The following is an 18,823-nucleotide window of genomic DNA, read 5'->3' on the forward strand; positions in this document are numbered from 1 at the left end:
CGCACTGCTCCTTGTGCGCATCGCCGGAGTGGCCGCGGCTGCCTGCCGCCTCCGGTGCGATGGTGTCGTCCAGACGTGTCGGTGATGAGTTCAAGTCCGAACTCAAGCTCAGGTTGCCATCACCGTGAAATTGGAACTGTGAAGTCGATTGTGGATTCGTTGTGTACTGCAACAACGTCACGCCGTCGTGACGCGCGCCTCGTGAGGGGAATCACTCAGTGCGCGTGCGAGATGCTCCGCGACCGGCTTGAGAATCGGCGAGCGCGTCGCGAGTTCGGCGCCTGGTCGCGCGCGAACGCTTTAGAAAGCCTCGAAGTCGATCGGACGGGCGCAGGCGCCGGTCGAGGATCGCCGCGCGCAATCGCTGGTGCAATTGGCCCAGGCGTCCGCCGCTGCCGTCCAGGTCGATCCGGAACTCGAAACCTCGTTCCACTGAGCTCACCAAGACTGGATCGTAGAAGGAACCAGTGCCAGCCTAAGCTGGGTCGGTGCAGGCCACCCAGCGCCCGCGCCCCCGACCACCGCGCCGCGACAGGCGCCCTGCGAGCGTATGAGATGACGACGACGATGGAATGGCGACTGGACCTCGAAGGTATCGATTGGGAACGGCTGTCCGAGCTCTACCGGATCGCGCCGCTGGGCGATAAGCCCGCGGCCGATCTGGCCGTGGTGTTCGGCAACAGCCGCTATGTGTGCTTCGTCTACGACGGCGAGCGCCTGGTCGGCGCCGGTCGCGCCCTCGCCGACGGTCTGGACTGCTCCTATCTGTGCGACATCGCCGTGCATCCGGACTATCAGGGCGGCGGCCTGGGCAAGGCGATCATCGAGCGCCTGAAGACGCTGTCGGCCGGCCATCGCAAGATCATCCTCTACGCCAACCCGGGCAAGGAAGGCTTCTATCGCAAGCTCGGCTTCCTGCGCATGCGCACGGCGATGGCGATTTTCCTCAACCGCGAGCGCGCGCTGGAGACCGGGCTGGTCGCCGAGGATTGAGCGGCGTCGAAAAAATTTAGCGGGGCGTGTCGATTCGGGCCACCGTGGTTCGTCGTTCCAGTGAGAGCTAAGACTCGGCGCCATTCCGGCGCCGGACCTCACCGGAGACCGACCATGAAACTGCTCGACCTGGCCCTGTGGGCCTGTACCGCCATCGCCGTGGCGCTGCCCGCCGCCGTATCCGCGGCCGAAACCCGTCCCGCGGCCAAGATCAGCGCCGCCGTCACCAAGGGCCGTCAGAAGATCGATGGCATCGATTACTACTACGAGATTCACGGCAAGGGCGAGCCCTTGCTGCTGTTGCACGGCGGCCTGGGCTCGACCGATATGTTCGGCGCCGTGCTGCCGCAGCTGGCCGCGCACCGTCAGGTGATCGCGGTCGACTATCAGGGCCATGGCCGCACGCCGCTGGGCGATCGGCCCTTCAGTTGTCAGGCCAACGCCGACGACATGACCGCGCTGGTCGCCAAGCTCGGTCACCCGCAGGTCGATGTGTTGGGCTATTCGCTGGGCGGCTGCGTGGCGCTGCGCATGGCGATCCAGAAGCCGGCCAGCGTGCGACGTCTGGCCCTGGTGTCGGCGGCGTACTCCGACGAGGGTTTCTATCCCGGCATCCGCGCGCAGCAGAACGGCCTGACCGCGGCGGCCGCACCGATGATGAAGGACACGCCGATGTACCAAAGTTACGCCGCGGTCGCGCCGAACGTCGACGAGTTCCCGCGCCTGCTCGACACCCTGGGCGACTTCATGCGCGCCCACTTCGACTGGTCGGCCGAGGTAAAGCAGCTGAAGCTGCCGGTGATGCTGGTCTACGGCGACGGCGACATGTACCGCCCGGAGTACATGGTCAAGTTCTACCAACTGCTGGGCGGCGGCCTGCAGGATGCCGGTTGGGGCCGCGAGACCTTGTCCCAGAACCGTCTCGCGATCCTGCCGGACCTGACCCACTACGACATCTTCGCCTCGCCGCGCCTGGCGACCACGGTGCTGCCGTTCCTGGATGGCACCAAGGATGTCAAAAGCTGGGCGGAGCAGGTCGAAGCTGCGCACTGAGTCTTGCAGTTTGCTCCGACTGGGGCCTCTGGGCTCGCCTCGCCCGGGCGGGTTACCCTGACCGTTCTGCCGGAGGCCCCATGCTGGATCGACTGAAAGCTTGGTTTCGCGCTGCGCCCGAGTCCGCGGCGCACGCGCCGCCCGCCGCGTCCGCGCACCCGCAGGTGACCATGCATTGGCTGGCCGACACACGCCAGCCGGTGCCGGATTGGGAGCGTATCGCGGTAGCGGAGGACGGCCTCTGGTCGGAGTCCGAACGCGACGCCTTCTGGACCGCGGCGGCGGATAACTGGTTGCGCGAGCTTGCGGCAGCGCTGGGCCCCGACGTTTACCGCGTGCATACGTCTGAGCGATTCCTGCTGCTGGCGGGGTTGCCGGACGGCAACGCGCGAAAGTTTCTGTCGTTTTGCGAGCACGCACGGCGTCGGATCATGGGCAATCTGGGGACGCTGGCCCATCCGGTGGGTGGCGGGAAGCATGTCTGCCTGGTGTTCGCCGATCAGGACGCGTATTACGACTACATCGATCACTATTACCCCGACGACGGTGGCGTGTACGCCATGTCTTCAGGAGTATTCATCCAGGCGGGCTACGGGCACTTCGCGCTGTCGGCCTTCGATATGGACGCGATGCGGCCGGTCATCGCGCACGAACTGACTCACGCTTTGCTGTCGCATCTGCCGATACCGGCCTGGCTCAACGAGGGCATGGCGGTCAACACGGAGCATGCATTGTTTCCGAGCCTGGCCGATCCGCGCGCATCGGGTTACTCGCTGGAGGAGATCGCGCACAAGCACCGAGTGTTCTGGGATCGTGAGCGCATCCAGGAATTCTGGGCCGGTACCTCGTTCCTGCGCAGCGACGACGGCAATAGCTTGTCCTACGATCTGGCCAAGAAAATGACCCTGCTGATCGCTCGCGATCACGACCCCTTCATCCGCTTCGCGCTGTCTGCGCATCTGGACGACGGCGGCGCCGCAGCGGCGATCGCGGAACTGGGCTACCCGGTCGAAAATCTGGCGCTGGCCATCCTTGGCGAGGGCGATTGGACGCCTACGCCGGAGCTTTGGCGGGACATTCAAAGCGGGCGGTCCTAGCGGGACCGGCTTCCGGTGGCGCCGACGGCCCGCGTCCCGGCCCCCGCTGCTGTATCGTTCCGCCTTCACCGCTCCGATCGCAGATGGCCGAATGACGCCCGAATCCACGACCGCCCGCCCCGCCGAACCGCAGCTGGGCTACGCGATGAAACCGCGTCAGTTGGTGATGATGGGCCTGGGCAGCGCGATCGGCGCCGGGCTGTTCCTGGGGTCGGGCGTGGGTATCCAGGCGGCCGGTCCGGCGGTGCTGCTGTCCTACCTGATCGCCGGCGTGCTGGTGATCATCGTGATGCGCGCGTTGGGCGAGATGGCCGCGGCCAAGCCGGCCAGCGGCGCCTTCTCGGTCTACGCCGCCGACGCCATGGGCGCCACCGCCGGCGCCACCCTGGGCTGGTTGTGGTGGGCGCAGCTGGTGATCGTGATCGCGGCCGAGTCGGTGGGCGCGGCGGGTCTGCTCGCGACGGTCTGGCCGGGGCTGCCGGTGGCGATGATGTCGCTGTTGTTCATGGTGGTGTTCACCGGCATCAACCTGCTGGGCGTCAAGAATTTCGGCGCTTTCGAATTCTGGTTCGCGATCCTCAAGGTCGCCGCCATCCTGGCCTTCATCGCGGTCGGCGCGGCGCTGCTGCTGGGCTGGTTGCCGGAGGTGAAGTCGCCCGGGCTGTCGAACTTCGTCGACCACGGCGGCTTCGCGCCCAAGGGCTGGGCCGGCGTGGGCGCGGCGCTGCTGGTGGTGATCTTCGCCTTCGGCGGCACCGAGATCGTCGCGGTCGCGGCCGCCGAGACCCAGGACCCGGTGCGCAGCATCACCCGCGCGATCCGCACCGTGGCCTGGCGCATCCTGGTGTTCTACATCGGCTCGGTCAGCGTCATCATCGCGGTGGTGCCCTGGACCAGCGAGTCGCTGAAGTCGCCGTTCGCGGCGGTGCTGCAGGTCGCCAACATCCCGGGCGCGGCCGCCGCGATCACCCTGGTCGCCGTGATCGCGCTGCTGTCGGCGCTCAACGCCAACCTCTACGGCGCCTCGCGCATGATCTATTCGCTGGCCGAACGCCGCGAAGCGCCGCGCTTCCTGGCCGCCGTCGACCGTCGCCAGGTACCGGTGGCCGCGGTGCTGGCCAGCGTCGCGTTCGGGTTCTTCGCCGCCCTGCTGGAACTTTGGTATCCCGAGCGCGTGCTGCCGGCGCTACTGAACGTGGTCGGCTCGACCTGCCTGCTGGTCTGGGGCATGTCGCTGGTCTCGCAGCTGATCCTGCGCCGTCGCGCCGACCGCCTGGGCACGCCGCTGCCGTTCCGCATGAACGCCTTTCCCTACCTGACCTGGCTGGGCCTGGCGATGCTGGGCGGGGTGATCGCGCTGGCCCTGCTCACCGAGGGCCCGCGCATGCAGCTGCTGTCGACGATCGCGCTGACCCTGGGTATCGCCGCGATCAGCGAGATCGCGCGGCGGATGCGCGGGTAACGCCGCCAGAGAGGACCCCAGCGACGCTGGTGGGCCGTGGTGCGAGTGCGCTTGCGCTCATCACGCGCCCGCTCGCCGTGGAGCGGGCGCGCAGCGGCCTCAGTACTGCACCAGCACGTCTTCCCAATGCCGATCGGGCGCCGATACGGTCGAGGCGTAGGTGCGGGTGTAGCTGCCGTCCCAGGGGTCGTTGAAGTACACGTAGCTGCCCGAATACCCCTTCACCACCACGTCGTGGCCGCCGCCGTTGCTCCAGCGCCAGGACATGATGAAGGGCTTGTTGGCATTGATGCGGTACTGCAGATCGGCCTGGCTCAGGTAGCCGTTCTGCTGATAGAAGCGCATCCCGCCCCAGTAGTAGTTCATGTGGTCGTCGACGTAGTAGTTCCAGTTGCCCTGATTGGCGGGGCTGTTCCAGTAGAAGGTGCTGTTGCCGCAGGCGTAGTTGATGTTGAACGCCTTGTTGACGAAGGTGCACTGCGCCAAAGGCCTGCCGTGATACTGCAGGATCATCGTGGCCGAGGCGGCCCAGCACCAGTTGCTGTGTTCCTGCATGTGCAGAGGAACATTGAGCACGCCGGCCGATGCGGTACCGACGGCGCTCAGCGCCAGCAGCAGGGCAGTGGAGAGTTTGTTCTTGAGGTTCATGGCTTTCTCCGAAAGTAGTGGGTCACTGCCTGCCGCGCTGCAGGTTGCCCTGCACGGCGGATTGCAACGAGGGCAGCAGTTCCTCGCTGGTCAAGGTCGCGCTTTTCGCCGTCGCGTCGGAGAGCGACAGCGAGCGCCGCGCCGACCGCAGCGGCACGTAATGCGCGGTGTTGTTGGCGCCGCGCACTTCGATCAGGTCGGAGGTGGCCTGATAGATGCGCACGAAGCGGAACGCGCCGGCCCCGGTCGCCGGCGCGGATGCGGCGAGATCCTCGGCCAGCTTCGATGAGCCCGCGCCGATCGCTTGCCAACGGCCCTGGACCTTGTTCATGTCCAGCAGGCCCACCGGCCGGCCATCGGATAGCAGCATGAACTTCCAGGTATCCGTGCCGCGCGTCATGCGGCTCAGATCGGCCGTCTGCTTGGCGAACATCAGCGGCGCCGGGTCGATCGTGCTCACCTCGAAGCCGGCACCCAGCGACACCTTGCGAAGCTCGCCGAAGGTCGCCACCGCGATCGGAAAGTCCGCCGGAACGCGCGCATTGGCCGCCTGCCCGCGCGCCAACTCCGACATCATCGTGCGCAGACCCTGTTCGGCCGCTACGCGCAGCGTCGTATTCGATTGATCGCGCAACGCGATCCTGCCCTCGGCGGCCGGCGACTGCGCCGCGGCAGAGAAGGTGGCGGCGGCCGCGATCAAGCCTAGGGCGATCGCGCGCGAGATGACTGCGTTTCTGATGTGCCTGGTTTTCATCAATGAATCTCCAAAATGGTGTCGTTGATGTGCGCATATGCGATGGAATTGTTCAGGCGTAATCGCGGGGATAAGCGGGCGTCCTGTCGATGCCATCGTATGGAGCTACCCGATAGCGACGCGCGATCCGCCAGCCATCGCCGATTTCCGCAACGCATCACGCGAATTCGTGATCGCTGCCTGTGTTTTGAGCGCTTGCGGCTCGCGAATTCGGAGCTCGAAAACGCGGCCGGTGATATAGCGTGAGTCGCACGCGATGGACGACGTGCGCGCCGCGGCAACCGCCGCACCTGGAGCCGCCGTGATCGAGCGACCTGAACGGACCGAGCCGACGCTTGCGGGTATAGGCGAAATCACCGTGCTGCTGGGGCGCGCGCGCGGCGGCGACGATGCCGCCTGGGATCGCGTGGTGCACCTGCTGTATGCGGATCTGAAACGCCTGGCGCGGCGCGCCAGCGCCGGGGCCGCCGCGCAGGAGGTGACCGCGCTGGTGCACGACTGCTACCTGCGCCTGAACCGTTCGGGCGCCGACCATATCGAGAGCCGCGCCCACTTCCTGTCGCTGGCCTCGATGGTCATGCGTCAGCTGTTGATCAACCATGCACGCGATCACCTCACCCAGAAGCGCGGAGGCGATCAGGCCCACACCACCCTGGGCAAGGCCGATCTGGATATCGCGCAAGCGGTCTACTCCGAGGCCGAAGAACTGCTGGCGATCGACGCCGCGCTCAAGCGATTGGGCGAAACCGATGCCCGACTGGTGCGGGTGGTGGAATGCCGGCTGTTCGGCGGGCTGAGCGAGGAGGAGACCGCGACGGCAATGGATCTGCCGCTGCGGTCCGCGCAGCGGCTATGGCAGCGCGCGCGTGCGCGCCTGCGCGATCTGGCCGACGAGACGGGCTGAGCGTCCCCGCATGGCGCTGCGCGACCGCCTGCTCGAACCGCAAGGGATCCTGCGCGGCGCGCTGTTCCAGGACCTGCTGCGCACCCGGCTCGCCGACCGTGCGCTGATGGCGGGCGCGCGCGTGGGCGCCTGGCGGATCGTGCGCGAGTTGGGGCGCGGCGGCATGGGGCAGGTCTATCTGGCCGAGCGCTGCGAAGGCGACTTCGAACAGACGGTCGCGCTGAAATGGTTGCCGGACGCGGCCCAGTCGCCGACCGGCGAAGCCTTGTTCCGGCGCGAGCGCCAGGTGCTCGCCGGGCTGTCGCATCCCAACATCGCCCGCCTCGTCGATGGCGGGCACACCGACGACGGACATCCGTGGTTCGCGATGGAATACGTGGAAGGGCTGCCCATCGATCGGCATGCGCAGGCCAACGCGCTGAGCGAGCGCGCGCGCGTGGCCTTGTTGCTGCCGGTGCTGCGGGCGCTCGAGTTCGCCCACAGTCGGCTGGTGATCCACCGCGACATCAAACCCGGCAACGTCCTGGTCGACCCGCAGGGGCAGGCCAAGTTGCTGGACTTCGGGATCGCCGGCCTGGCTCAGGACGAGGAGCAGGCCGCCGCGTTCACACCGGGCTACGCCAGCCCCGAGCAGCGCGCCATGCAACACGTCGGCACGCCGTCCGACGTCTGGCAGCTCGGTCGTCTGCTGGACGCGGTACTGCGGGCGGGCAACCTGCGCGAACCGGGCCAGGACCTGCTGGCCGTGATCGGCATGGCCACCCAGGACGATCCCGCGCGGCGCTACCCCACCGTGACCGCGTTGAAGTACGACTTGATCCGATACCTGGAACTCAAGCCGGTCGCGGCCCGACAAGCCGGCTACCTGTACCGCCTGGGCCGGACGGTCCGCCGCCATCCCCTCGGTACGATCGGCATCGCCCTGGCGACCTTGGCCGCGACCGCGCTGGTGACGGGGTTCGTGGTCTATGCGGCGCAGGAGCGGTCGCGGCTACGGCTGGCGCGCGACGAAACCGTCGCGGTCAACGATTTCCTGAGCGAGAACATCCTGGCCGCCAGCGATCCCTTCGAAGGGCGCGACCACGACAAGTCCATCGCCGATACGTTGGAGGAGGGCATCGCAGCGGCCGAATCGCGTTTTCGCGAGCACCCCGGTACCGCGGGCCGCATCCTCGTCGCGCTCGGCAAGGGGCTGATCTCGCGGGGGCGTTACGCTGCGGCCGAGCGCGCCGCCGATCGCGCCATCGTGCTGTTGGGCGGAGCGGATAGGGCGAGCCCGAGGGCGGTCGCGGATGCGCGTCTGCTGCGCGCGACCGTGGACATGCACCGCGGCTATCCGGATCGTGCGCAAGCGCGCCTGGATGAACTGCAGACCGCGTTCCCCTACCGAGTCGATGCGCCATCCTCGATGGAATGGCGCATTCAAGCGGCGCGCGGATGGAATGCGATGCTGCGCAATCGCTATGCCGAATGCATCGCTACCTATACCGGCATCCTGGAGCGTCCGGGCGCCGTAGGCGGGAGCGAGCTCGGCGATGCCTACAGCAGTCTCAGCGTCTGCCAGACGGCGGCCGGATACCCCGCGCAGGCCCTGCTCAGCGGCGAGCGGGCCGCAGGCCTGGCCAGCGCCGTCAGCGGCCCGCGTAGCGGCAATGCCGTCATCGCGCGCATTCGCATTGCCGTGGCCCTGGGCGAGCTAGGCCGGCATCGCGAATCCACCCGGCGCTTCCAGCGCGAGGTGGAGACCCTCATCGATCTGCTGGGGGAGCAGCACGGCGTCACCGCCGCCTACATGGATCACCTAGCGGTGCTCTATCTGTGCGGCAACGACCCTGTGCCTGCCGAGGCATGGGCGGCGCGCAGTCTGCACGCTCGCAAAATCGCGTTCGGTCCGCGGCATACCTGGAGCATCGGCACCCAAGCCGTGTACGCCGTCGCCTTGCTGCGCAGCGGCGAGATCGAGCGCGCGCGACCGGTCGTCGCCGAGATCGAGCAACTGCAGAGGCTGGCCGATGACCCCGGGTCGCAAGTGTGGGTCTACCGTGCGCTCGGCGAGTGGTATCTGCGAACGCGCGAGTTCGACAAGGCGATCGCCTATTACCGCGCGACGCGGCGGCTGGCGGCGCAGCCCGGCATGGAGGCGCGCTGGAACCTGCATGTCGTCGACGGGGCCCTGGCGCTCGCGCTGTCGCAGGCGGGCCGTCCCGACGAAGCACGCGCGGCCTATGCGAGGTACGACGCCAGCACCCGCTACGCCAATCGCTGCGTCAGCACGCTGAGCCGAGACGTGGATCTGGGCCGGGCGAAATTGCTGCCGCATGCTTCGGATCGCGCCAAGGCGTCGACCGTGCTGGCTTCGATGCGGCGTCGGTCCGGGCGCGGCCTATAGGTCCGGCGGTTCGGGTCGCGCGGTGGCGTTGGCCTGTCGCCCGGGGGCGCCGGGGCGTAGGCCCGCGATCCACCCGTCAGGGCGCTGGCTTGGATCGCTCCGCTGCCGCCTGGCGGGCCTGGATGCGTTGCGAGAGCTCGCGCATCGCCTGATCCGACTCCTTCAGCATCGCTTCTATCCTGGCCGCCGGCAGCCAGCGGCCCTGCACGAACACGCCGTCGATGCGGGCGACGTTGCGGAGGTCGGCCAGCGGGTCGGCGTCCAGCAGGACCAGATCGGCGCGCTCGCCGACGCGTACCGCGCCGCTACCGCCCTGGCGGTCGAACAGGCGGTGGGCGTTGACGGTCGCAGCGCGCAGCACCTCCAGCGGCGACAGGCCCACTTCGCGCAGTTCGATCATTTCCTGGTGCACCGAAACGCCGAAGGCCAGACCCGGCAGGGGGGCGTCGGTGCCGATGGTCAGCGGCACGCCGCGTTTCCACAGTTCGCGCGTGAGCAGGCGCGAGAAATCGTAGCCGGCCGAGAAGGTGTCGGCGCCGTCCTGGTTGCGGAACTTCGCGCTGAGATAGGGGTTGTTCGCGGGCGCCCAGTCCAGGCGGGTGACCGGATCGACCAGCGCCAGCCAGTCGCCGGGCACGGGCGGGACTTCGCGCTGCACGTACATGTGCAGGATCTGCTTGAGCGTGATCAGGGTCGGCGTGACGCCGATCTTCCCGCGCGCGACGCGCTCGGCGAGCGCGTCGATATCGCGCGGCGCCAAGTCGGATTCGCGGCCGTAGCGGCCCAGCTCCTCGCTGTGGGCGATGTTGTCCAGCGGATGCGCGAACGCGAAGGCGCGGTCGGCGCAGACGCCGCAGCCCAGTTCCGGCAGGTGGCCGGAGCTGACCATGCCCTGGCGCCGGGTTTCCTCGACCACGGCCTGGTAGGTCTCGCGATTGAGGAACTGATAGGGCTTGATGAAGTCGTAGCCGCGCTCGCGCGCGGCGCGCACGGCGGCGATGCCGTCGGCGGCGGTGGTCGGCGCGCCGGGCTTGGAAGCCGGCACTTCGGCCGGACGCGGCGAAGCGACTTCCGCGCGCGGCCCGTTGATGCGCTTGGCCACGTACAGGCGCGGCCCGAGGATGCGGCCGGCGGCGATCTCGTCGCGCAGCCACAGCAGGTCCTCGTCGCTGTGCGCGCCGCCGCCCAGGTTGGCCGCGCCGGTCACGCCGGCCTTGAGGAAGCTCAGCAGCACGTGGCGGTCATAGACGTGGTCGGCACCGGTATCGAGATCGGCCAGCAGCGGATTCTTGCTGTCGCGCAGCGCGCCTTCGGTGGCGATATGGACGTGCGCGTCGACCAGGCCGGGAATCAGGAATTTGCCGCGGCCGTCGATGTAGCGTGCCCCCGACGGATGGAGCAGGGCGCCAGGTGCCTGGATACCCGCGATGCGACCCTCACGGATCACCACACTGCGGTGCGCGAGCACTTCATCGGTATCGGCGGGGATTACCGTCACATCCCGGATCACCCAGACGCCGCGATCGGGCTTTGCAGCCGCCGGCTCGGCCGCGCCCACGGGTACGCTACCTGCGACGCACAAGGCCGCCGCCAACCACAAAGCCTTCATTCGCCGCTCCACGCATTGCCAGGGCCATGATACGGGTGCGACCCTCGTCGTCGCGCCTCCTCGATGCGATGCCCGCAGCGGCGTCAGGGTTTAGCCGGCGCGCCCCACGTCGTCCGTGTGGACCTGGGGCGCGCCGCCTCCCGCGCATCGCGGTCCCCCGACCGCGCCGCGCCGGCCGAACAGCTCAGGCGTGGACCCAGAACGCGCTTTCGGCGAAACGCTCGTCCTTCCACCAGTTGGCGGTGCTGGTGCCGTAGCGGAAGTTGCTGACGCCGGCCTGGCTTTGCAGCGGCTTGTCGACCTCGCCGGAGGCGGTGCGGTGCGCGCGTTCGGTTTCGGTCTCGGGCACCACCGGCAGGATATGCCCGGATTTCCCCTCGATCTTGCGCCGCGCCACGATCAGCGCCACCGCGCCCTGGTTGGCTTCTTCCTGCAGCCGCGTCGGCGAAGCGACCTGGCGCCAGCCGAATTCGGGACCGAAATCGCGCAGCCAGCGGAACAGGTCGTTGGCGCGCACCTCGAAGATAGTGTTGCCGATCAGCGGCTCGACGGTCTGGCCGCGGCGCAGCTTTTCGATCGCCGGCGAGCTCCACCACACGCGCGGCAGATACACGCCGGCGAGATGGCAGTAGTCGTGGGCGTAGATGTTGCAGAAAGTCAGGCCCGAATGCGGCTGGTAGCGCTTGTGGCCGGGTTTGTCGACCGCGAGCCAGTCGATGATTCGGGCCAGGTGCTCGCGCAGTTCCGGCGCCGTGGCGCCGGAACGTTCGGGCTGGCCGTCCTCGTTGAGCGAATGCGCGCCAGCGGCGTCGCGACGCCGCGTGACCGTGCCCGGCCGGCGCGGCATGAACACCGCGACCACGCCGGTGCGCGGCGGGTCGCGTGCGGGTTCGACTACTGGAATTTCGCCGATGCCGCCGTCGCGGACCAGGAACTCGGTCGAACAGAAGCCGCGCAGCAGCGCGCCGAACAGGCTGGTTTCGACTTCCATGAAGCCGTTGACGGCGCGGCCGGTGATTGCGCGCACCGGATGCCCGTCCGGCAGTTCGCCTTTGACGTTGGCGGTGGGCGGACGGCTGACGCGCGGTTCGCTGCGCAGGCGCAGGGTCGAGACGCGGGTGTCGACGCGGAAGAAGGGTCCGGTGGCGGTGACCGGGGCGGGCGGAGGCACGGCCGCCTCGCCTGGGCGCGGAGTGGGCAGCGGCGCCGGTGCGTCCGGCGTCGGCACGGTCTGGGCCTGGCGGATGAAATCGAAGATGGCCTGACCGTAGAAGCGCTGGCCGTCGAAGTGGCCCTGGCGCAGCCCGCGTTCGGGCTTGAAGCCGCCGGTGTTGTAGACGATCGCCACCGAGGCCAACTCCATCGTCGTCAATGCCGGACGGTCCTGCAGGCGCAGTTTGCGCAGGCCGCGCTTGAGCTCGGCCACGCACATCTCCAGTGTCTGCTCGAACTGCTCGTAACGGCGTTCGAGGAAATAGTCCGGATCGTCGCGGAAGAACTGCAGATCGCGCTGGAACATGCCGAAGCCATGGCAGAACTTGTTCGGCCGCGACGCGGCGCCCTGGTAGGCCTCGACGTGCGCGGCCATGTCGACCAGGGCCTGGCGCGCGATCGCGAACATCTCGTCGCCGCGCGCAACGCTCAGCAGCGCGGTCTTGGTTTGCGGAAACGCGCTGCGGCCGGCGTTCGCGTCCAGGGTGTCGCCCACGCACAGGGCCAGGATGCGTTCCTCGCTCATGGATGTGCGCCGCAGCAGCGGCCAGACCTCGCCGGTTTCCTGGCAGGCCAGGGCGGTGATCAGGTCCAGGGTGAGCGGGGTGCCCGCCAGCGCCGGTACGACGCGCGCGGCGAAACGGGTCTTGAACCACAGCATGTCCGCGCTGTTCGGCATGGCCAACCTCCTTGTCGTGCCTGGAATCCGTTCCGCGCCCTAAGCCCAGGCGCCACTCTCAACGAACGAATCGGCAACGCGGAATCGGCCAGGCCGGCGACGAACGGTCGCGGGCGGCGCGTTCAATCTCCTATGCGGTTGCGACGGAAGCTCGCGCTCAGCCCAGCAGTTGCTGCGGCAGGCTGTTGAGCACGCGACGGAACGGCTCGGATTCCGCGATCGCGCGGGAGACGATCAGCGAGCCCTGGATGCGCACCACCGCGTCCTCGGCGCGGCGCTGCGCCTCGCGCGCGGACACGCCGTCCTTCTCGCGCGCCAGTCGCGCGAATCCGTCGATCAGGCCGCGCAAGGACGCGTTGAGCCGATCCTGGAACAGCGTGCGCGCATCGCCGACGACCAGGTTGCCGAACAGACAGGCCTCGGCGCCGCCGCCGTAGAAGTGGTCGAGCTTGGCGATCACCTTGGCCAGGCGCCGCTCGGGCGTGCCGCTGCCCTGCATCGGCGCCAGCACCTCGTCCTGCATCCAGGCATCGACGCGATCGAACACGGCGCGCGCCATGTCTTCCTTACCGCCGGGGAAGTAGTGGTACAGGCTGGAGCGGCCCAGGCCGGTGGCTTCGGACAACTGGCCCAGCGACGCGGCGTCGTAGCCGTGGCGGCGGAACGCGCCCAGCAAGCGGTCGACGACGGCATCGCGGGAGAGCAGAGGGGCGGGCATGGCGGTCGGTCGGATGGAACGATCGGTCCAATATGGTTGCAGTGCGCGGCGCGGTCAATGTGGCCACCGCTGCAACGCTGCGTCCGCATTGCCGGCGTTGACGGGCGGGGTGCCCGAATCTATTGTACCGATCGTTCGGTACAAAAACGCAAGCCAACCCCAAGGAGCCCTCTCATGTCCGTCCCGACCGCACGCAAGTCCTCGCCCAGCCTGCGCACCGCCGCAGCCCTGTTGCTGGCGACCGCCAGCGTGTTCGCCGCACCGCTGGCGCTGGCCCAGACGCCCTCCGCCGGCATCGAACGCCAGGATCCCAGCGCCGTCCACTACCGCACCGTCAAGGTCGACGGCGTGGAGATCTTCTATCGCGAGGCCGGCCCGCGCGATGCGCCGGTGCTGTTGCTGCTGCACGGCTTTCCGACTTCCAGCCAGATGTACCGCGACCTGATCCCGCGCCTGGCCGATCGCTATCGGGTGATCGCGCCCGACTATCCGGGCTTCGGCCGCAGCGCGACGCCGGCGCCGAACGAGTTCGAGTACAGCTTCGACCACTACGCCGTGCTGATGGACGGGTTCACCCGCCAGCTCAAGCTGCCGCGTTACGCGCTGTATCTCATGGACTACGGCGCGCCGGTGGGCTTCCGCCTGGCCAGCGCGCATCCCGAGCGCGTCGATGCGCTGATCGTGCAGAACGGCAACGCCTATCTCGAAGGCATCGGCAAGTTCTGGGACCCGATCAAGGCCTACTGGAACGACCACAGCGCCGCCAACGGCGAGCACCTGCGCCAGGCCGCGATGACCTTGGAAGGCACGCGTTGGCAGTACCTGCACGGCGAGCCGGATCCGTCGCTGGTGAGCCCGGACGCCTACACGCTGGACCAGGCCTATCTGGACCGGCCCGGCAACACCGACATCCAACTGGCGATGATCTACGACTACCGCAAGAATCTGCCCAAGTACCCGCAATGGCAGGCCTACTTCCGCAAGCATCAGCCGCCGACCCTGGTGATCTGGGGCAAGAACGATCAGATCTTCCTGGCCGCGGGCGCCGAGCCCTACCGTCGCGACAATCCCAAGGCCGAGGTGCATTTGCTGGATGCCGGCCATTTCGCCCTGGAAACCCAGGGCGCGCGGATCGCGCAGCTGATCCGCGACTTCCTCGCCAAGCAATGAACCGCCCGCAGCGCTCCGGCACGCCGGAGCGCTGTTCCGCTCTCTTCCGATCCAGAGACAGCCATGAACGCAAACCCATCCCGCCCACCGCTGCCGCCCTTCACCCTCGAAACCGCGATCGCCAAGGTGCGCGCGGCCGAAGACGCCTGGAACAGCCGCGATCCGCAACGCATCGCGCTCGCCTACAGCCAGGACAGCGCCTGGCGCAATCGCGCCGAGTTCTTCAGCGGCCGACCCGCGATCGTCGACTTTCTGACCCGCAAGTGGGCGAAGGAGCTCGACTATCGGCTCATCAAGGAGCTATGGGCCTACGGCGAGGACCGCATCGCGGTGCGCTTCGCCTATGAGTGGCGCGACGAGGCGGGCCAGTGGTTCCGCGCTTACGGCAACGAGAACTGGGAATTCGACGCCGACGGCCTGATGCGCCAGCGTCACGCATCGATCAACGACCTGGCGATCGAGGCCGGCGAACGCAAGTTCCATTGGGATTCCTCGGGCCCGCGTCCGCTCGATCACCCGAGCTTGAGCGAGCTGGGCCTGTAAACGCCGCCCAGCCCGAGCCGGCGCCGCGCGCCCACCTGATAAGGCGGGCGCGCATTGCCGATCGCAGCCCGGCTTAGGGCAGGTACTCCAGCGTCGCTTCGGCGATCGCGGGGCAGGGCGCGCCGTTGTTGAACAGTGCGTCCAGACCGACCAAGGGATCGGCGGCGAGCGCGGTCGCGATGCAGCTGACCTGCTTGATCACGCGCGAGTTCTCCAGCCAGTCGCAGGACGTGGGCTTCACCGCGCCGAAGGCGTGCTTCTTCCAGACGTTGCGCGCGCCGCCGCATTGAGTGGCGGCCGGAAACGCGTACCACTTGCCGCCGCTGTCCTGTTTGACGTTGAAGCCGGTGCCGGTGCAGGAGTCCAAGGCGCCGCGCCGGCAGACGCGCGCGCACTGGTGCAGCAGCTCCGGTGCCAGGTTGGAGGGGCAGCCCTTGTTCTTGTTCTCCAGATTGCACTCGCAGTAGTCGTTGGGCGGGTCTTCGATGCGGGTGACGTTGTAGCGGATCGCCAGCGCCTTCGAGGCGACTTGGCCGGCCACCGCCAGGGCGAAGGCTTTTTCGTCCGCGCCGTTGGCTTCCTGGATCGAGATCAGCGGCCGACCGGCGGCGTCGACCTGGATCGTCGGCCAGGACTGGATCCGGTAAACGTGGATGGTTTCGCAGGGGCTGGCGCCCGGACAGGCGGCCGCGGCCGCGCCGCTCCAACCCAGCACGGCCAGCCAGAACGCCGCGCCCAGCAGTGCATGGGCGAACTTGTGTGTTGCAAGGCTCATGTCGCGTCTCCATGCGCGCGTGATAAGGACGGCGGACGCGCGCACGGGTCCGCCTGTCGTTATCAACGCGGCGGGGCCGCGGTTGTGAGGTTTGCGCCCGGACCGACGGCGGCAGGGCGGGTGGCGGTGTCACGCGGATCCGCGCTGAATCGTCGTCCCGGTGTCCGCCAGCCCATGACGGCCGTGCGGCGCGCGCTTGATCGCGCCGTCGCGGTCGCCATCTCCGACGGCATTCATTCCCCAACAGGACGACCATGACCACCTTTCATCCGACCCCGGTGCTGAGCCTTTCCAACCCCGCAGGCCTCTGCGACCCCGCGCCCAACGGCTATTCCCATCTGGCCAGCGTGAGCGGCGCGACGCGCTGGCTGCTGGTCGCCGGCCAGGGCGGCGAAACCGCCGATGGACGCCTGTCGCCCGACTTCCGCGATCAGGTGCGCCAGGCGCTGGCCAATCTCAAGACCGCACTGGCCTCGGCCGGGGCCGGCACCGCCGATGTCGCCAAACTGACCGTCTTGATCGTCGATCACAGCGAGGAACGCCTGCATGTGTTCGGGGCCGAGTTGCAGGCCGCGTTCGGCGATGCCGCCAAGCCTGCGTGCACCCTGATCCCGGTGCCGCGCCTGGCCCTGGACGGCATGCTGTTCGAGGTGGAGGCGATCGCGGCCCTGGCCGCCTAGTCGCGCGCGGCCCGCGCGCTGGCCCGTCGGCGGCCTCGGCGCCGTTGGATGTCAGGACATCGTGGCGTTCATGGAGAGGACGACGATGAAACGCGAGTCGCAGGCCGCCTACGCCGATCCGGCCGATTACGCGCGCTTGGGCGAGGAGGCGCTGGTCGTGCACCAGCGCAGCCCGGTCAGCGCCAACGACAGTCTGCTGGTGTTCGTGCACGGTCTGGGCGGCAGCCGCTACGGGCCGGGCGCGACCTGGGGCCGCTTTCCCGCTTTCCTGTACGACGACCTGCCCGAGGTCGACGTCGGCATGTATCAGTACCGCACCGCGGCCGGGCGTTGGGCCTGGACGCGATCGATCGCGCTGGAGGACGAAGCGCGCGTGCTGGCCGATCTGATCCGCGACCAGCTCAAGGCCTACAAGCGCATCGTCCTGATCGGCCACAGCATGGGCGGACTGCTGTGCAAGGCCACGATCCACCGTCTGCTGGAAACCGGCGAACACGACGCGCTCAACCGCATCGCCGGCCTGCTGCTGATGGCGACGCCGCAGCTGGGATCGCTGAGGGTGCCGGGCTGGCTGGGCGCGTTCTCTCTCGACGCGCGCGCGTTGCGGCCGCACGGCGAGCTGGTGCGCAAGATCAACCTGAGCTTCGAAAACCACATCGCCCTGGACGAGCGCGTCAGCACCTTGCGCCGGACCACGATCCCGACCTGGGCGGTGGAGGCCGTCTACGACCGCTGGGTGGACTCGCTGAGCGCGGGCATCGGCCTGACCTCGTCGCGGATCAAGGTGGTGCGCGGCTCGCATACCTCCATCGTCAAACCCGACGACCGCGACAGCGACGTCTACGCCTGGGTCAGGGAACGCATCGGCATCGCCCTGGACCGCTTCAAGTACGACGTGTTCGTGGCCGCGGCCATGGCCGGACACAGCGGCGACGCCGAGTACGCCGACAACCGCGCCACCGTGCTGGCGATGATCGAGGTGCTCAAGCAGCGTTGCGGCTATGCCTCGGTGTTCTACGCCGGCGCCACGATGCCGACGATGGAGGACTTCGATCCGGAGGAACTCGCGCTGCGCAAGGACATGGCCGCGCTGCGCGAGAGCCGTCATTTCATCCTGTTCTATCCGAAGAGGATCGTATCCAGCGTGCTCTACGAAGCCGGTTGGGCCCTGATCCTGGGCAAGCCGTCCATCTACATCGTCGGCGACGACCAGGACCTGCCGTTCCTGATGCAGGAAGCCTCGCAGGCCTTCGTCGAGCGCCGCGTGCGTATCTTCGAATGCCCGGACCGCGCCAGCGTGCTGGAACGCCTGACCGCCTACGGCCCCGAACTGTTCGACGCCAGCGCGGCCTAGCCGGCGACGCCGTCGTCCTCCAGCACCAGCCCGCGCGCGGCCAGCATGGCCTGGATGCGGTCCAGCGCATGCGCGTAGTCGTCCGCGGCGGCGGCTTCGAGTATGGGATTGGCCAACACCGCGAAACGCGCGAGCACGTCGTGGCGGTCGACATCGTGTTCCACCGCCGGCAGCTGGGTCTCCAGCGCGGCCAGTTCGGCATCGAGTCGGTCGCGGGTCCAGGGCATGGGCACCTCGGCGGGTGGAGAGCGCGCGCTCGTGCGAACCCGCGCGCCTGGATCATAATCGGGCGCTGTGTAGGAGGCGTCATGTCGAAGCGTCGAGTCACCATCGTCGATGACGATGGCCGCCACCTGATGGCCTGCTACGTGTCCGCGGAATCCTCGGATCTGGAGGGCGCCGACCTCGACGGCTTGCTCGCCAGCGGCATTTCCACGCTACGCGGCCGCAACTGTACCGGTGCCAGCCTATACGCGGCACTGCTGCAAGAGACCGACCTGTCGAGCTGCGATTTCGAAGGGGCCGATCTCAGAGGCGCGAACCTCAAGGGTGCGAGGCTGTACGCCGCGTGCCTGCGCGATGCCGATATGGGACTGGATGCGCTGGGTGGTCCCGTGCGGCTGCAAGGTGCCGACCTGCGTGAAGCGACATTGGGCGGTTGTCGGCTGTCGGGCGCGGAGTACGACGCGACTACCCGGTTCCCGCCGGGCTTCGATCCCGACGCGGCGGGCATGGTCAAGGCCGACTGAGGTCGCGATCGACCGCGGCGGCGCTAAGATGCGC

18 protein-coding genes are annotated in these 18,823 nt (G+C 68.3%); 11 read left to right on the top strand and 7 right to left on the bottom strand.

Going from position 1 to position 18,823, the window contains the following annotated elements:
* Positions 1–555 precede the first annotated feature (555 nt).
* The 4 genes from ASE35_RS09340 (at position 556) to ASE35_RS09355 (ending at position 4,605) form a co-directional block, all read left to right on the top strand.
* Positions 556–993 (top strand): GNAT family N-acetyltransferase, encoded by a 438-nt coding sequence (locus tag ASE35_RS09340; protein ID WP_057160351.1) that lies wholly within the window; start codon positions 556–558, stop codon positions 991–993.
* Positions 994–1,107: 114 nt separating this feature from the next.
* Positions 1,108–2,046: an alpha/beta hydrolase gene (locus ASE35_RS09345; RefSeq protein WP_057163675.1), complete on the top strand. Its 939-nt coding sequence runs from the start codon at positions 1,108–1,110 to the stop codon at positions 2,044–2,046.
* Positions 2,047–2,126: 80 nt separating this feature from the next.
* Positions 2,127–3,143, top strand: a complete 1,017-nt coding sequence (locus ASE35_RS09350; RefSeq protein WP_057163676.1) for a hypothetical protein — start codon at positions 2,127–2,129, stop codon at positions 3,141–3,143.
* 91 nt (positions 3,144–3,234) lie between these two features.
* Positions 3,235–4,605, top strand: a complete 1,371-nt coding sequence (locus ASE35_RS09355) for an amino acid permease (RefSeq protein ID WP_056178509.1) — start codon at positions 3,235–3,237, stop codon at positions 4,603–4,605.
* 99 nt (positions 4,606–4,704) lie between these two features.
* Here ASE35_RS09355 and ASE35_RS09360 read toward each other — a convergent pair whose 3' ends face one another.
* Both ASE35_RS09360 and ASE35_RS09365 read right to left on the bottom strand, forming a co-directional pair.
* Positions 4,705–5,253, bottom strand: a complete 549-nt coding sequence (locus ASE35_RS09360) for a C39 family peptidase (RefSeq protein ID WP_056178512.1) — start codon at positions 5,251–5,253, stop codon at positions 4,705–4,707.
* A gap of 22 nt (positions 5,254–5,275) precedes the next feature.
* Positions 5,276–5,953: a hypothetical protein gene (locus tag ASE35_RS09365; protein WP_057163677.1), complete on the bottom strand. Its 678-nt coding sequence runs from the start codon at positions 5,951–5,953 to the stop codon at positions 5,276–5,278.
* Positions 5,954–6,308: 355 nt separating this feature from the next.
* Here ASE35_RS09365 and ASE35_RS09370 point away from each other — a divergent pair, with 355 nt between their 5' ends.
* Entirely contained in the window at positions 6,309–6,911 is a 603-nt protein-coding gene (locus ASE35_RS09370; RefSeq protein ID WP_162259045.1) for an ECF-type sigma factor, read from the top strand.
* A gap of 10 nt (positions 6,912–6,921) precedes the next feature.
* Positions 6,922–9,300 carry a serine/threonine-protein kinase gene (locus ASE35_RS09375; protein ID WP_057163679.1) on the top strand — a complete coding sequence of 793 codons (2,379 nt, stop codon included), beginning with the start codon at positions 6,922–6,924 and terminating at the stop codon, positions 9,298–9,300.
* Between the two features lie 76 nt (positions 9,301–9,376).
* Here ASE35_RS09375 and ASE35_RS09380 read toward each other — a convergent pair whose 3' ends face one another.
* The 3 genes from ASE35_RS09380 to ASE35_RS09390 all read right to left on the bottom strand — a co-directional run bounded on the left by ASE35_RS09380 (position 9,377) and on the right by ASE35_RS09390 (position 13,518).
* Positions 9,377–10,909, bottom strand: a complete 1,533-nt coding sequence (locus tag ASE35_RS09380; RefSeq protein ID WP_157489382.1) for an amidohydrolase family protein — start codon at positions 10,907–10,909, stop codon at positions 9,377–9,379.
* A 184-nt stretch (positions 10,910–11,093) separates the two neighbouring features.
* The gene (locus tag ASE35_RS09385) at positions 11,094–12,800 is read right to left on the bottom strand and encodes a hypothetical protein (RefSeq protein ID WP_057163681.1); all 1,707 of its coding nucleotides are present in this window, start codon (positions 12,798–12,800) and stop codon (positions 11,094–11,096) included.
* A 157-nt stretch (positions 12,801–12,957) separates the two neighbouring features.
* Positions 12,958–13,518 (bottom strand): TetR/AcrR family transcriptional regulator, encoded by a 561-nt coding sequence (locus ASE35_RS09390; RefSeq protein ID WP_056178529.1) that lies wholly within the window; start codon positions 13,516–13,518, stop codon positions 12,958–12,960.
* Between the two features lie 174 nt (positions 13,519–13,692).
* On the opposite strand from ASE35_RS09390, the gene ASE35_RS09395 reads away from it, so the two are divergent.
* Both ASE35_RS09395 and ASE35_RS09400 read left to right on the top strand, forming a co-directional pair.
* A complete protein-coding gene (locus tag ASE35_RS09395) occupies positions 13,693–14,688 on the top strand; it encodes an alpha/beta hydrolase (RefSeq protein WP_057163682.1) in 996 nt (331 codons plus the stop codon).
* A gap of 63 nt (positions 14,689–14,751) precedes the next feature.
* The gene (locus ASE35_RS09400; protein WP_057163683.1) at positions 14,752–15,231 is read left to right on the top strand and encodes a nuclear transport factor 2 family protein; all 480 of its coding nucleotides are present in this window, start codon (positions 14,752–14,754) and stop codon (positions 15,229–15,231) included.
* A 73-nt stretch (positions 15,232–15,304) separates the two neighbouring features.
* Here ASE35_RS09400 and ASE35_RS09405 read toward each other — a convergent pair whose 3' ends face one another.
* Positions 15,305–16,006, bottom strand: a complete 702-nt coding sequence (locus ASE35_RS09405; protein ID WP_057163684.1) for a hypothetical protein — start codon at positions 16,004–16,006, stop codon at positions 15,305–15,307.
* A gap of 254 nt (positions 16,007–16,260) precedes the next feature.
* On the opposite strand from ASE35_RS09405, the gene ASE35_RS09410 reads away from it, so the two are divergent.
* Both ASE35_RS09410 and ASE35_RS09415 read left to right on the top strand, forming a co-directional pair.
* The gene (locus tag ASE35_RS09410) at positions 16,261–16,686 is read left to right on the top strand and encodes a RidA family protein (protein ID WP_057163685.1); all 426 of its coding nucleotides are present in this window, start codon (positions 16,261–16,263) and stop codon (positions 16,684–16,686) included.
* Positions 16,687–16,771: 85 nt separating this feature from the next.
* Entirely contained in the window at positions 16,772–18,040 is a 1,269-nt protein-coding gene (locus ASE35_RS09415) for an alpha/beta fold hydrolase (RefSeq protein WP_057163686.1), read from the top strand.
* Here ASE35_RS09415 and ASE35_RS21535 read toward each other — a convergent pair.
* Positions 18,037–18,267 (bottom strand): hypothetical protein, encoded by a 231-nt coding sequence (locus ASE35_RS21535; protein ID WP_057160363.1) that lies wholly within the window; start codon positions 18,265–18,267, stop codon positions 18,037–18,039. The two genes, ASE35_RS09415 and ASE35_RS21535, sit on opposite strands and share 4 nt — an antisense overlap.
* A gap of 81 nt (positions 18,268–18,348) precedes the next feature.
* Between ASE35_RS21535 and ASE35_RS21540 the strand changes: the two genes are divergently transcribed.
* On the top strand, positions 18,349–18,789 hold the full coding sequence (locus ASE35_RS21540) for a pentapeptide repeat-containing protein (RefSeq protein WP_057160364.1): 441 nt from the start codon (positions 18,349–18,351) through the stop codon (positions 18,787–18,789).
* Positions 18,790–18,823: the final 34 nt, after the last annotated feature.

Source organism: Lysobacter sp. Root916 (assembly GCF_001429785.1).
In the GTDB taxonomy this organism is placed as follows: domain Bacteria; phylum Pseudomonadota; class Gammaproteobacteria; order Xanthomonadales; family Xanthomonadaceae; genus Lysobacter.